Origin of the sequence: Mangrovihabitans endophyticus, assembly GCF_014646155.1 — a bacterium.
Lineage (GTDB): Bacteria > Actinomycetota > Actinomycetes > Mycobacteriales > Micromonosporaceae > Actinoplanes > Actinoplanes endophyticus.
This window is the reverse complement of sequence record NZ_BMMX01000007.1, coordinates 152519-166590: the sequence shown is the minus strand read 5'-3', so window position 1 is coordinate 166590 and position 14072 is coordinate 152519. Positions and strand designations below refer to the sequence as shown.

9 protein-coding genes are annotated in these 14072 nt (G+C 69.8%); 5 read left to right on the top strand and 4 right to left on the bottom strand.

The window, feature by feature from the left end:
• Positions 1–202 precede the first annotated feature (202 nt).
• On the top strand, positions 203–862 hold the full coding sequence (locus IEY73_RS11800) for a hypothetical protein (protein WP_189079198.1): 660 nt from the start codon (positions 203–205) through the stop codon (positions 860–862).
• Positions 863–1158: 296 nt separating this feature from the next.
• Entirely contained in the window at positions 1159–1839 is a 681-nt protein-coding gene (locus IEY73_RS11795; protein WP_189079197.1) for a lytic polysaccharide monooxygenase auxiliary activity family 9 protein, read from the top strand.
• A 90-nt stretch (positions 1840–1929) separates the two neighbouring features.
• Here IEY73_RS11795 and IEY73_RS11790 read toward each other — a convergent pair whose 3' ends face one another.
• Positions 1930–2871 (bottom strand): phosphoglycerate dehydrogenase, encoded by a 942-nt coding sequence (locus tag IEY73_RS11790; protein WP_189079196.1) that lies wholly within the window; start codon positions 2869–2871, stop codon positions 1930–1932.
• A 181-nt stretch (positions 2872–3052) separates the two neighbouring features.
• Here IEY73_RS11790 and IEY73_RS11785 point away from each other — a divergent pair, with 181 nt between their 5' ends.
• From IEY73_RS11785 to IEY73_RS11775, 3 genes are all read left to right on the top strand, one after another.
• Complete coding sequence (locus IEY73_RS11785) at positions 3053–4486, top strand: glycoside hydrolase family 62 protein (protein WP_189079195.1); 1434 nt, start codon at positions 3053–3055, stop codon at positions 4484–4486.
• Positions 4487–4605: 119 nt separating this feature from the next.
• A complete protein-coding gene (locus tag IEY73_RS11780) occupies positions 4606–6333 on the top strand; it encodes a cellulose binding domain-containing protein (protein WP_189079194.1) in 1728 nt (575 codons plus the stop codon).
• Positions 6334–6592: 259 nt separating this feature from the next.
• Positions 6593–9949, top strand: a complete 3357-nt coding sequence (locus IEY73_RS11775) for a CARDB domain-containing protein (RefSeq protein WP_189079193.1) — start codon at positions 6593–6595, stop codon at positions 9947–9949.
• Between the two features lie 70 nt (positions 9950–10019).
• On the opposite strand, the gene IEY73_RS11770 is transcribed toward IEY73_RS11775, so the two are convergent.
• From IEY73_RS11770 to IEY73_RS11760, 3 genes are read right to left on the bottom strand one after another with little or no spacing between them, the layout of a single operon-like run.
• Positions 10020–11051, bottom strand: a complete 1032-nt coding sequence (locus IEY73_RS11770) for a tetratricopeptide repeat protein (protein WP_189079192.1) — start codon at positions 11049–11051, stop codon at positions 10020–10022.
• A gap of 9 nt (positions 11052–11060) precedes the next feature.
• Entirely contained in the window at positions 11061–12278 is a 1218-nt protein-coding gene (locus IEY73_RS11765; RefSeq protein WP_189079191.1) for a CHAT domain-containing protein, read from the bottom strand.
• The gene (locus tag IEY73_RS11760) at positions 12244–14028 is read right to left on the bottom strand and encodes a hypothetical protein (protein WP_189079190.1); all 1785 of its coding nucleotides are present in this window, start codon (positions 14026–14028) and stop codon (positions 12244–12246) included. The genes IEY73_RS11765 and IEY73_RS11760 overlap by 35 nt, the downstream gene beginning before the upstream one ends.
• Positions 14029–14072: the final 44 nt, after the last annotated feature.

The following is a 14072-nucleotide window of genomic DNA, read 5'->3' as shown; positions in this document are numbered from 1 at the left end:
CGTTAGCGTGTCCCGGTCCCGCTGGGAGCGCCCGCGGCGACAACCGGGGCATGCCCCCGTCCTCACTCACCGTAAAAAGCCTCTCACTGGTCGTATCTTGTGCAAATCGGCATTAAAACTATGGTGTCGTGATCAAGCGTGCGGGGAACATGGAGCCGTCCATGAGCCACCAACGGGGATGTCAGACGGGAAGGAGCCTCGGGTGAGTAGCTGGATTCTGGTGCCGTCCCTGGTCAGCCTGCGGAACGAGTTCAACCTGCTCGCGCCGGGCCGGGACCACACGTCGGACGGGTCCATCGGCGACACCGCGCACTCGCAGACGAGCTCGGATCACAACCCGGACGAGACGGGCAAGACGCCGTACGAGGACTCGGACAACATCAACGAGGTCCACGCCATCGACGTCGACGACGACCTGCGGAAAGCCGGCTGGACGATGCAACGCTGCGTGCAGATCATTGTCGAGCGGCACCGGTCGGGTAAGGACAATCGGCTGCAGAACGTCATCTACAACCGGCACATCTGGTCCCGGTCGTGGGGTTGGACGACGCGTACGTACACGGGCACGAACCCGCACACCGAACACGCGCATTTCTCGGCCCGGTACGGCAGCGGATCAGGAAGCAGTAATCCGGAGAACGGCACGAGCCCGTGGGGGCTCCTGGAGGAGGACGACAGCATGACCAAGGATGAGATGCGCCAGCTCGCCGTCATGATCGGTGAGGAGGTCGCCAAGCACGTGGCCAACCTGCCGGTCAACGTCAACGGGCAGGACTGGAAGCTGTCCAGCGCGATCGGCTACATGACCCGCAAGACGTACGAGATCGAAGGCAACACCGAGCAGGCCCCGACCGCCGGCTGACGTCCGGCCCGGGGAACTGCAGTCGCGGCCTGCGCCTGGTAGATCAGGCGCGGCCGCGTACGAGCGGCAGGACGTCCTCGCCGAGTGTGGTCGTGCACGTGGCCGGGCGGCAGCCGGACGTACCGGGTCATCCACTCCATCCCGATCGGACGCGTGCAAACGCGCCTTCAGCCGCGGTGGCGGCCAACCCGGTATGCATGGGAAAGAAATAGATCAAAATTGATATTTCCCGATAGGGCTGCCACGATGGGAGCGCTCCCATGTTGATATAGCGTCGCAGAACGGAGGAAAGTGCAATGCGATCACATCAGCCCGAGCGGTCCAGCGGGCGAACCCGGTCAGCCGTTCGCCATCCCCTTCGAGCGCTCGTCCCGCTGCTCGCCCTCGTGGCCGGCCTGCTGTCCTGGCCCGGCGCGGCTCAGGCGCACGGCACCATCGTGGATCCGGCATCCCGGGCCTACCAGTGCTGGCAGGACTGGGGAAGCGACCACATGAACCCGGCCATGGCGAACGAGGATCCGATGTGCTGGCAGGCGTTCCAGGCCAACGCGGACACCATGTGGAACTGGATGAGCGCCCTGCGGGACGGTCTCGGCGGCAACTTCCAGGCGGCGACCCCCGACGGCCAGTTGTGCAGCAACGCGCTGTCCCGCAACGACAGCCTGAACCGGCCCGGACCCTGGAAGACCACCACCGTCGGCAACAACTTCTCGGTCCATCTCTACGACCAGGCCAGCCACGGCGCCGACTTCCTGCGGGTCTATGTCAGCAAGAACGGGTTCAACCCCACCACCCAGAGCCTCGGCTGGGGCAACCTCGACTTCATCCTGCAGACCGGCCGGTACGCGCCGGCGAACGACATCACGTTCAACGTCTCGACCAGCGGATACACCGGACATCACGTCGTCTTCGTCATCTGGCAGGCCTCGCACCAGGATCAGGCCTACATGTGGTGCAGCGACGTCACCTTCGCCTGAGACCCTGAGACCCTGAGACCCTGAGACCCTGAGACCCAACGGCATCCCTCCCGCCCGTGACGGACATCGGCGTCCCGGGCGGGAGGCATCTCATCTGGCCACGATGTCGCTCAGGCGATCGCCGCTCAGCAGCGCCCGCAGATTGTTCCGGATCCGGTCCGCGGCGCCGAGGGGGCGGCCACCCGCGGCATGCGGGGTGATGATGACCGATGGTTCGTCCCAGAGGCCGGATTCCGGCGGGAGCGGCTCGGTCACGAAGACGTCCAGCGCCGCCCCGCCGAGCCGCCCCGCCCGCAGCGCGGTGAGCAGGGCCTCCTCGTCGACCGTCGCGCCGCGACCCACATTGATCAGCCAGGCGTGCGGCGGCAGCAGATCGAGCACCCGCGCGTCGAGCGCCCGCTCGGTCGCCGCCGTGGCGGGCAGGATCATGATGAGGACGTCGGTACGCGGGAGGAGATCCGGGAACTCCTGGACGGTCACCACCGGGTAGCCGTGCCGCTCGCCGGGGGTCCGGGCGATGCCGGTCACGTGCGCGCCGAGCGCGGTGAGATGCGGTGCCAGGCGAGCCGCGATGCCACCGAATCCCCAGATCGCCACGCGCGCGTCGCGCAGCGTCCGGAAGCTGTCCTCCTCGCGTACGGGCTGGAGCCCGCCCCATTCGCCCGCCCACCGGTGGCCGAGCTGTGCACGGCTCAGCAGGTTGAGCCGGCGCGCCGCGGCCAGGACGAGCGCCAGCGTGTGCTCCGTGACGGTCCCGTCGTGCAGGCCGGTGCCGCCGGTGATGACGACCTGCGGTGCGAAACCGGCGGCGAGTACCGCGTCCGGTCCCGCCGCCAGCGTCTGCACCCAGCGCAAACGGGTGAGCCGCCGGGCGGCGTCGGCCAGTTGCTCGCCCCGGTTGCCCCACACGACCATGGCGTCGGCGTCGGTGTGTTCCTCCGGTATGGGCCGATCCACCGCGTAGATCACCGTTCGGACGTCCGCGGGCGTGGTCAGGTCGAGCTCGATGCTGTCGGGGAGAAGCAACTTCATGCCGCCAGCCTGCCAAACGGCGCGCCGGGCCGCCCGGCCGCCAGGCCGTGCTGGACCAGTGAGATCGAAGGCGGGAAATGTCCCCGGCGGCCTCCGTTGAGGTTTTGGGAGCGCTCCCGTAACATCCCTGACACGAATGTTACCGGTCACAAAGATCGACAAGCGTGAATGTCAGGCTGCGATGTCGCCGGGAGAGAATGTGCATAATTCATCGAGATACGCCAATATCTTGCTGGGCCTGGGCGGCGCCGCGCTGCTGACGTCGGCGGCGGTCGTCGTCGCACTGCCGGCCGGTGCCGCCGCCGCGGGCTGCTCGGTGGACTATGCGGTGTCGTCGCAGTGGCCGGGCGGGTTCGGCGCTAACGTGGCCATCACGAACCTGGGTGATCCGCTGTCCGCCTGGGCGCTGACCTGGTCCTATGCCTCCGGTCAGACGGTGACGCAGGCGTGGAACACGACGCTGACCCAGAACGGCGCCGCGGTCACCGCGAGGAACGTGAGCTACAACGGATCGGTTCCGACCAACGGCACCGTGTCCTTCGGCTTCAACGGATCCTGGACGGGCAGCAACCCGGTGCCGGCCGGCTTCGCCCTGAACGGTGTGACCTGCACCGGCGGCACCACGCCCACCACGCCGCCGACCACCACACCCACGACGCCACCCACCAGCACGCCGACGACGCCACCGACCACCACGCCGCCCAGCACGTGCACCCTTCCGTCGACGTACCGCTGGACCTCCACCGGCGCGCTGGCCACCCCGCGGTCGGGCTGGGTTTCGCTGAAGGACTTCACCGCCGTGCCCTACAACGGCCGGCATCTGGTCTATGCGACGACCCACGACACCGGGACGTCCTGGGGCTCGATGAACTTCGGCCTTTTCACCAACTGGTCCGACATGGCCTCGGCGAGCCAGAACGCGATGTCGTCCGGCACCGTGGCGCCCACCCTCTTCTACTTCGCCCCGAAGAGCGTCTGGGTGCTTGCCTACCAGTGGGGGGCCACCGCCTTCTCGTACCGGACGTCGAACGATCCCACCAACGCCAACGGATGGTCGTCGGCGCAGCCGCTGTTCTCCGGCAGCATCTCCGGCTCCAGCACCGGGCCGATCGACCAGACGCTCATCGGCGACGGCGCGAACATGTATCTGTTCTTCGCCGGGGACAACGGCAACATCTATCGGGCGAGCATGCCGATCGGGAACTTCCCCGGCAACTTCGGCTCCTCGTCCACGGTGATCATGAGCGACACCACGAACAACCTGTTCGAGGGCGTCCAGGTCTACAAGGTGCAGGGCCAAAACCTCTATCTGATGCTGGTGGAGGCGATCGGAGCGAATGGGCGCTACTTCCGCTCGTTCACCGCCACCAGCCTGAACGGTTCGTGGACCCCGCAGGCGGCGACCGAGAGCAATCCCTTCGCCGGCAAGGCGAACAGCGGCGCGACATGGACCAACGACATCAGCCACGGCGATCTGGTGCGCAGCACGGCCGACCAGACCATGCCCATCGACCCGTGCAATCTGCAACTGCTCTACCAGGGGCGGTCACCCAGCTCCGGCGGTGACTACGGCCAACTGCCGTACCGGCCGGGCGTGCTGACCCTGCAGCGCTAGTGGGCGTACCGCGGGCCCTGCCCAGGCCCGCGGGAACACGGCTCGGCCGGCGATGAACCGGGCCTGCGATGAACCGGGCCGGCGATGTCCTGGGCCGGCGATGAATCGGGAGAGGTGTGATGGGGAAGCGCAACGTCCACGCCGTCCTGGCGGCAACCGTTCTGGTGGCCTCCGCCGGAGCCGCCATGGCGCTGCCGGCCGACGCCGCCGCGGCGGGCTGCTCGGTGAACTATGCGGTGTCATCGCAATGGCCGGGTGGCTTCGGCGCCGAGGTGACCATCACCAATCTCGGTGATCCGCTCACCGGCTGGGCGCTGACCTGGTCCTATGCCTCCGGTCAGACGGTGACGCAGGCGTGGAACACGACGCTGACCCAGGACGGCGCCGCGGTCACCGCGAGGAACGTGAGCTACAACGGATCGGTTCCGACCAACGGCACCGTGTCCTTCGGCTTCAACGGGACGTGGACCGGCAGCAACCCCACCCCGGCGAGCTTCGCGGTGAACGGCGTCACCTGCACCGGGGGCACCACGCCGACGACCCCACCGACCACGACGCCGCCCACCACCCCACCGACCACCCCACCGACCACCTCGCCCACGACGCCGCCGAGCACCGGACCGGCGGACATCACGGTGAACAGCGCCACCCGTTACCAGACCATCGACGGATTCGGCGCCGCGACCGCGATCTGGGGCGGCACCTGGACGACCGCGGACACGCAGACCCTGGTCGGCATGGGCGCGAACCAGTTCGGTCTGTCCATCGTGCGTACCGGCATCTCGCCGGTCTCCAGCGAATGGTCGACGCACGTGAGCGCGCTGCGCACGGCGAAGACCTACGGGTCGAGCGTGCAGATCCTCGCCTCGCCGTGGACCGCGCCCGCGGAGTGGAAGACCAACAACAGCCGGATCAACGGCGGCAAGCTGAAGCCCGAGTACTACGACGACTATGCCGACCATTTGAACAGCTACGTGCAGTACATGCGCGGCCAGGGCGTGACGGTCGACGTCACGTCGGTGCAGAACGAGCCGGACTGGCACCCCGCGTACGACTCGATGGACTGGAGCGGGACCGAGCTGGAGAACTTCGTCTGCAGCCAGGGCGCGCGGGTGCAGAACACCAGGCTGATGGTCGCCGAGGCGGTGAACCTGAACTACAGCTACACCGATCCGACCCTGAACGACGCCTGCGCCCGCAACAACCTCGGCTACATCGGCGGCCACCTGTACGGCACCGAGGAGCAGGGCCGGCTGACCCGGTACGCCCTCGCGGAGCAGTACGACAAGCCGGTGTGGATGACCGAATGGAACCTGCACGAGGCGGACGGCAGTGGTGCCGCCATCTGGGGCGACCCCGGCAACCAGGCGGTCTGGGACGAGACGCTGGACGACATCATGCGCACGGTGCACAAGTCCATGGAGGCCGACTGGAGCGCGTACGTCTGGTGGTACGGCAAGCGCTTCTACTCCTTTATCGGCGACGGCGAGGCGGCGTACGGCACCACCGCGGGCGCCCCACTCAAGCGCGGATACGCGTTCTCCCAGTACGCCAAGTACGTGCGCCCCGGCTACCAGCGGGTGGGGCTGGCCAAGAGCAGCAAGGCCGGGCCGCTGGAGGTGACCGCCTACTCCGGCGGCGGCAAGCTCACATTGGTGATCCTCAACCGCTCCACCAGCGCCGTCGACGGCGCGGTGATCCAGGCGCCGCAGAACGTCGCCGCAGCGGCGTATCACGTCACCTCGCGCACCGCCAGCGCGGCGAGCCAGCCGATCAGCGTGACCGGGGGACGGGCCACCGTCACCGTGCCCGCCCGCAGCATCTCCACGGTGGTGCTCACTCTCTGAAGGCGTACGCCGGAACAGGACCGGGCGGCGGGCTTCTCGGGAAGCCCGCCGCCTCGTCGTGGCGCGTCGCCCGGTCCGCCGGTGGACGTTGACGAAACAGTGACACATCTGAAACATTGAATGCTCGCCATGAAAGAACTTGGCAACATGCCGAAAAATCTCGCGTGGCGGGCGGCAGAAGCCGCGTCCTTGTCCGGCCCGGCGGTGCGGGCCGGCCCAGCGACACCCCCCGATGTCGTTCCCCGAAGGACTCCACACCATGAGACGCAAGCTCCTGAGCAGCCTGCTCGCGCCCGCCCTGGTGGCCGTCGCGCTGGCCGCCGCCCCGCCCGCCCCTGCCCTCGCGGCCGGCGGACCCAACCTCGCCATCGGCCGGAGCGTGACCGCCAGTTCGTCGATCGGCGAATACCCCGCCCCGAACGTCGTCGACGGCAACCAGCAGACGTACTGGGAAAGCGCGTCCAACGCCTTCCCCCAGTGGGTTCAGGTCGACCTGGGCAGCATCGTCAGCGTCGACCAGGTCAAGCTGAAGTTGCCGCCGGCGACGGCGTGGCAGACCCGCACCCAGACCCTGTCGGTGCAGGGCGGCACGAACGGCAGCACCTTCAGCACCCTCTCCGCCTCATCCGGCAAGGTCTTCAACCCGGCCTCGGCGAACACCGTCACCCTGGACTTCACCGCCACCGCGGTGCGGTACGTGCGGGTGCACATCACCGGCAACACCGGCTGGCCCGCCGGGCAACTGTCCGAACTGGAGGTGTACGGCGCGGACGGCGGCACCACGGATCCGCCGACGCCGCCGACCGACGGCACGAACCTGGCCGCCGGCAGGCCGATCGAAGCGTCCTCGTCGGTGTACGACTTCGTGGCCACCCGCGCCAACGACGGCGACCTCGGCACGTACTGGGAATCGAGCGGGCAGAGCGCGAACCTGACCGTCAAGCTCGGCGCCGACGCGGACCTCACCTCGGTGGTGGTCAAGCTCAACCCGGACGCGGTGTGGTCGACCCGCACGCAGACCATCGAGGTGCTCGGGCGCGCATCGGCCGCGACCGCGTTCAGCACGCTGAAGGCGCGCGCCACCTACACCTTCAACCCCGCGACCAACCAGAACGCGGTGACCATCCCGGTCTCCGGCCGGGCCGCGGACGTACGGCTGCAGTTCTCCGCCAACAGCGGCGCGCCCGGCGCGCAGGTGGCCGAGTTCCAGGCGGTCGGCGCGTTCGCCCCGGCACCGGACCTGACCGTGACCGGCGCGACCTGGTCGCCGGCCTCGCCCACGGAGAACACCGACGTGACCCTGTCCGCCACGGTCCGCAACGTCGGGCCGGTGCAGGCCCCCGCCACATCGGTGGACTTCAAGCTCGGCGGCGCCACCGTCGGCAGCGCCGCGGTGGCCGCCCTCGCGGCCGGCGCGTCGACCACGGTCAGCTACAACGCGGGACGCCGCGCGCAGGGCACCTATCAACTGATCGCGGTGGTCGACCCGGCCGACGCGGTGTCCGAGACCAACAACGCCAACAACACCTTCACCGCGCCGGACTCCCTGGTGGTCGCCCAGGCACCCGGCCCGGACCTGGAGATCACCGGCATCACCTCGAACCCGGCGAACCCGGCCGTGGGCGCATCGGTCACCTTCACCGTGACCGTGCACAACCGCGGCACCAGCACGGCGGCGGCGAGCACCACCCGGCTCACCATCGGCGGCAGCACGCTGAACGCGAGCACGCCGTCGATCGCCGCCGGCGCCTCGGCCGGCGTCACCCTCGGCACCTGGACGGCGACCGGCGGCGGTGCCACCGCGACCGCGACGGCCGACGCGACCGGCGCGGTCGCCGAGACCAACGAGAACAACAACACCCTCGCCCGCTCGTTCGTGGTCGGTCGCGGCGCGGCCGTGCCGTGGGTGGAGTACGAGGCGGAGAACGCCCGCTATCAGGGCACCCTGCTGCAGGCCGACGCCCTGCGCACGTTCGGCCACACCAACTTCGGCACCGAGTCGTCGGGCCGCAAGTCGGTGCGCCTCAACAGCACCGGCCAGTTCGTCGAGTTCACCTCGACCAACGCGGCCAACGGGCTCACCGTCCGCAACTCGATCCCGGACTCGGCGAGCGGCGGTGGCCGGGAGGCGACCATCAGCCTCTACATCAACGACCAGTTCGACCGGAAGATCACCCTGTCGTCACGCAATAGCTGGTTGTACGGCACCACCGACGACACCGACGGCCTGTCGAACGTCCCGTCCGCGAACGCCCGCCGGCTGTTCGACGAGTCGCACGCGTTGCTGAGCCAGTCGTATCCGGTCGGTACCCGCTTCAAACTGCAGCGCGACTCGGGCGACTCGGCCGACTTCTACGTCATCGACTTCATCGACCTGGAGCAGGTGGCGGCCCCGCTCAGCCAGCCCGCCGGCTGCACCTCGATCACCTCGTACGGCGCGGTGCCGAACGACGGCGTGGACGACACGTCCGCGATTCAACGGGCGGTCACCGACAACCAGAACGGCGTCATCGGCTGTGTCTGGATCCCGGCCGGGCAGTGGCGGCAGGAGCAGAAGATCCTCTCCCCGGACCCCGACCGCGGCCAGTACAACCAGAAGGGCATCCGCAACGTCACCATCCGCGGCGCCGGCATGTGGTATTCGCAGCTTTACACCAACACCGAGCCGCAGAACGTGGTCGGCAACATCAACCATCCGCACGAAGGCAACGTCGGCTTCGACATCGACGACAACACCCAGATCTCGGACATCGCGATCTTCGGCATGACGACCAACCGGGCGAACCGCGGCCACGGCCTCAACGGACGGTTCGGCAAGAACACCAAGATCAGCAACGTCTGGATCGAGCACGTCAACGTCGGCGCCTGGGTCGGCCGCGACTACACGGACACGCCCGCCTACTGGAACCCCGGCGACGGCGTGGAATTCTCCGGGATGCGCATCCGTGACACGTACGCGGACGGCATCAACTTCTCCAACGGCACACGCAACTCCCGGGTGTTCAACTCCTCGTTCCGCACCACCGGCGACGACTCCATGGCGGTCTGGGCCAACCCGCGCGTCAAGGACACCTCGGTCGACATCGGCCACGACAACCACTTCACCAACAACACCGTGCAACTGACGTGGCGCGCCAACGGCATCGCCATCTACGGCGGTTACCGCAACGCGATCGAGAACAACCTGGTCTACGACACGATGAACTACCCGGGCATCATGCTGGCCACCGATCACAGCCCGCTGCCGTTCTCCGGCACCACCCTGGTGGCGAACAACGGCCTTTACCGCACCGGCGGCGCCTTCTGGAACGAAGCCCAGGAGTTCGGCGCGATCACGCTGTTCCCCTCCACCACCGACATCGTCGGCGTGACCATCCGGGACACCGAGATCTCGGATTCCACGTACGACGGAATCCAGTTCAAGAACGGCGGTGGAAGCATGCCGAACGTGGCAATCACCAATGTCCGCATCGACAAGAGCAACAACGGCGCGGGCATCCTGGCCATGGGTGGTGCGCGAGGCAGCGCCAACCTGACCGACGTGACGGTGACGAACTCGGCCGACGGCGACTACGTCGTGCAGCCGGGCTCGCAGTTCGTCCTCAACCGCAACTGACCCACCCGCACGAGCGATGCCCCCGGTGCCGGCACCGGGGGCATCGGTGGTCGCGTCCCCGGCAGGCCGGTCAGTCGAGAAGCTCCCGGATGCTGCTGATCCGTGGGTGGTGCGCCGGATAGGCTCGGCGGTAGACGACCAGGCATCGCCGCGCCAGCTCCCGCGCCTCGGCGTGCCGGCCCAGCCGGGCCAGCACCCGCGCGAGGTTCTCCACCGACTGCATCGTTTCGAGGGCGTCGACGCCCCAATGCCGTTCCTTGCGGACCAGCGCCTCGCGCAGTTCGGCCTCCGCCTCGTCGAACCGGCCCAAATGGAACAGCACGGTGGCCAGGTTGTTGTGCCCGGTGCCGTCGTCCTCGCCGGGCGCGTCCAGGCCGGCCCGGAACATCCGCGCCGCCTCCTCCAGTTCTCCGAGCTGGAACAGGGCGGCGGCCAGGTTGTTGCGGGCGCTCTGCGTGCGCGGGTCCTGCGCACCCCAATCGCGCTCGGCCTCCTCGGCCACGCTGCGGAAATCCGCTGCGGCCTCGGCGAATCGTCCCTGCGCCAGCAGGGTGCGCGCCACGTCGAGCCGGGCCATCCGGACCGCCTCGGCGTCCTCGCCACCGGCGCGCCGGTGCCGGTCCAGCACATCCCGGTGCAGCGCCTCGGCCTCGGCCGGGCGGCCGACCGCGGTCAGCACCCGGCCCAGCAACTCCGCGCTGGCCAGCGAATCCGGATGGTCCCCGCCGAGGACCCGCTCGCGGCCGTCCAGCGCCGCCTGGGCCATCTCCTCGGCGCGGGCCAGATCGCCGGACCGGAACACCACCTCGGCGGCCTCGTGCACGACCTCCAGGCACCATGGATCGTCCGGACCGGGGGAGTTCCAGAGGACCTCCAGCAGGTTCAGGTATGTCTCGACCGCCTCCTCGCGGTCCTCCGGCGAGGCGGCGAGGCAACGGGCCACCTCCTGCGCGGCGCGCAGCGTCTCCGGGTGGTAATCACCCCGCTCCCGGCGCACCGCCTGGTAGCGCAACTTGTAGTAGACATCCGGATCAACCGGAACGGTGACCTTGATCTTCTCGGCCTTCGCGGGCCCCTTGGACCTCCTGGATTTCCGGCTCATCGGCACATCTCACATTCCATAGTGGACATATGCGGACCAGAGGCTCGGCGTACGGGGAAAGCGGTCGCGCAGATCGCGGACCGTGTCGTGCAGGGCCTGCGCCGGATCGTCCGGACCGGCCCGCCACCGGGTGTGGAAACCGGCCGCGACCTGGCTCGCGACCCGGTCGTTGACCTGCCACAGCGTGCCCACCACCGAGGCATAGCCGGCGAGGTGGAACGCGCCGGTGATATGCAGGGCCTCGTCGGCGAGATGATCCGGGCCGCGCGCGGTGTGGCAGGCGGACAGGTACGCCAGCCGCGCCGCCGGCAACTCCAGCCGGGACAGGTCCAGCAGAGACACCGGTCGGTCCCGGTGGTCGTGGACCAGCAACCGGCTGTCCGAGGGCTGCTCCGGATCGCTCACCGCGTGGCAGGCGAAATGCACCGACGCGTGCGCCGGCAGCGCTGCGAGCACGGCCTCCCGGGTGGCCGCACCGGCGATCATCGTCCGCGTCGGCCCGGTGCCGGCCACCGCCGCGGCCTCCCGTGACGCGTACCGCAGCGGACGCTCGCCCTCGGTCTCGGGCATGGCCACCACCAGCAGATCCGGCGAGCCGCCCGCCGTCGGTGCCCGCAGCGCCCGCACCGTCGGGGTGTACGACGAGACCACCCGGTCCAACGCCGTCGCATGCAGCGGAAGCGCCGTCAACGGACCGCCGGGGGACCACCAGACCCGGCGCACGGCCGGGCCGAGGCGATCAAGAACCGGTCCGGTCACCCTGTCGGCCAGCCAGTCCAGCACCTCGGCCACGGTCCGTTGCGCCCGCGCCTCACCCGCCCCGGGCCGCTCGCCGGCCCGGATCGCCGCACCGAACTGCTCCGCCCGGCGGCGGATCTCGTCCCCGTCGACGGCCGGCAGCGGCACCAGCGCCACCTCGTCGGCGCTGACCAGCAGGGCGTCACAGCGGTGCCGTGCCACATTCAGCAGCACGATCGGCCCGCAGGCCGCCGACGCGCGCAGCGCCTCCGTCGACGGCGGCAGGAGGAACGACGCGAAGCCGCGCCGGGCACGAATGCGGTCCAGCAGGTCGTCCCGGCGCACGGCCAGTCGGTGCCGACGTTCGCTGGGTAGATCCTCGCGGTCCAAGGCGTCGTTCACGGCGGCCCAGTCCGCGGCCAGGTCCGGATGTCTGCCGCGCAACTCGGTCAGGTCACTGTGGGACTCCAGCGTCTGCGCGAGCAGCACCCCCCCGCCCCTGCTCCAGCCACCGCAACGCGACCTCGACCGCACCGGTCTGCAGCGCACAGGCGGCGGCGTCCGCCGCGACGCCGCTCAGACGCGTCAGGCCGTATTCGCGATCCGAGCGGGCCAGGCGTCGGCTGGTCACGTACGGGACGAGGTCGATGGCCAGCCCGGCAGCCGCCCGCGCGGTCGCCCAGTCCTGGCTCCGCGCGGCGGCGTCCGCCCAGTCGCTCGCGGCCAGCAGCCGCGTCATCGGCGTCGTCGCCTCGTTGGCCGCGGCCGCCGCGTACGCCGCGGTCACCCGGCGCAACACCGCCGGATCGCCGGTCCGGTCGAATTGCCGGCCGAGCGCCTGCGCCCATCTCTGCTGGTACCAGGCCCGCTGCGGCGCCGCGACGCCATCCGCGCGGACCGCGCGGCCGAGCATCGCGATCGCGCGATCCAGCGCGGCCGGATCGTCGAAACGCTGGTACGCCTCCAGCCATGCGCCGCCCAGATTGCCCAGGCACCGGGAGTGGTCCTGGGTGCCGTACGCGGTATCCCGCAGCACCTGCTCCAACAGGTCGATCGCGGCGCGCAGATCATCCGGCGCGCCGCGCGCCGCGAACCGGCACCGCAACGCGTTGGCCAGGGTGTGCCGCGCGCGCACCGGATCCGGCTCCGGAGCGGCCCGCGCCGATGCGACGGCCTCGTCCGCCCACGCCGCGTCGCGGGTGCGCCACCACATGTCCTGGGCGGCGATGCCCAACGTGCTGCGGCATTGCGGATCATCGGTCGCACGCAGCAGATCGACCGCCTCCCGCAGCGCCGGCAGGTCCGCGAAGTGCAGGTAGCGATCGCGCAGCGCGGTGGCCAGATTGGTGACCCGCCGGGGCCGGTTCGGGTCGCCGGACGGGGTGGCCGCGACGGCGTGCCGCTGGGCTTCGATCGCCTCGGCCAGCGGGGCATCGTCGCCGGTCACCTCGAACTGCCGGATCAGCGCGATGCCGAGGCTGTCGGCACGGTCCGCCGCGTTGGCCGGGTCGGTCACCGCCTCGCGCAGGCAGCGCACCGCAGCCTCGATGTCCGCCACGGCACCGGTGCGTTCGTACCGGTAACGGCGCAGCACACCGGCGTGGTGCAGGGCATCCGCACGCAGCGCCTCGGTGGCCGGCAATCCCGCGCTGGCCTCGTCGGCCGCGGCGATGCCCTCCCGAAGGGAATCCGCGTCGCCGCACCGCTCGACGTGCGCCCGCAGACCTTCCGCGAGGTTCACCAGCAACCCGGCACGCAGCGGATGACCGTCCGCCGCGGCACGCTGCGCCACGATCGCCGCGTCCAGGTCGGCCAACCGGCCGTCGGCCCGGTAACGCTCGCGGAGACACCGGCCCAGCACATGCCGGAGCATGGCCAGATCGTCGGCCGGGCCGGCGCGGTCCGCACCGGTGCGGCACAGGGTGATCGCCGCGTCCAGGTCGGCCCCGGCGCCGTCCAGCCGGTGCCGGTGCTCGTACGCCTGAGCCAGCCAGCACAACCGGTCGATGGTCACTCCGCTGTGGATGGCGAGCTGCCGGAGCAAGGAGAGACCCTCGTCGAGATCTGCGCGCCGCCCCGAGTGCTCGAACCGGGACAGCAGCGCGGTGCCCAGATTGCCGGTGTCGGCCGCCGCCCGGAACATCGCGATGGCCCGATCGAGCAGCCCGAGATCGCCGGTGCGGCGGAAATCGTCGACCAACCCAGCAGCAGCGGCGAGGTGTGCGTTCCGGTCGACCACTTGTGCAAGGATCGCTGTTCGTAGATTGAACCGCAACGCATCGG

Bases quoted from the DNA above. Each gene is read 5' to 3' on its own strand.
- IEY73_RS11775 (WP_189079193.1), top strand. From the start codon at position 6,593: ATGAGACGCAAGCTCCTGAGCAGCCTGCTCGCGCCCGCCCTGGTGGCC.
- IEY73_RS11770 (WP_189079192.1), bottom strand. From the start codon at position 11,051: ATGAGCCGGAAATCCAGGAGGTCCAAGGGGCCCGCGAAGGCCGAGAAG.
- IEY73_RS11785 (WP_189079195.1), top strand. From the start codon at position 3,053: ATGTCGCCGGGAGAGAATGTGCATAATTCATCGAGATACGCCAATATC.
- IEY73_RS11795 (WP_189079197.1), top strand. From the start codon at position 1,159: ATGCGATCACATCAGCCCGAGCGGTCCAGCGGGCGAACCCGGTCAGCC.
- IEY73_RS11780 (WP_189079194.1), top strand. From the start codon at position 4,606: ATGGGGAAGCGCAACGTCCACGCCGTCCTGGCGGCAACCGTTCTGGTG.
- IEY73_RS11790 (WP_189079196.1), bottom strand. From the start codon at position 2,871: ATGAAGTTGCTTCTCCCCGACAGCATCGAGCTCGACCTGACCACGCCC.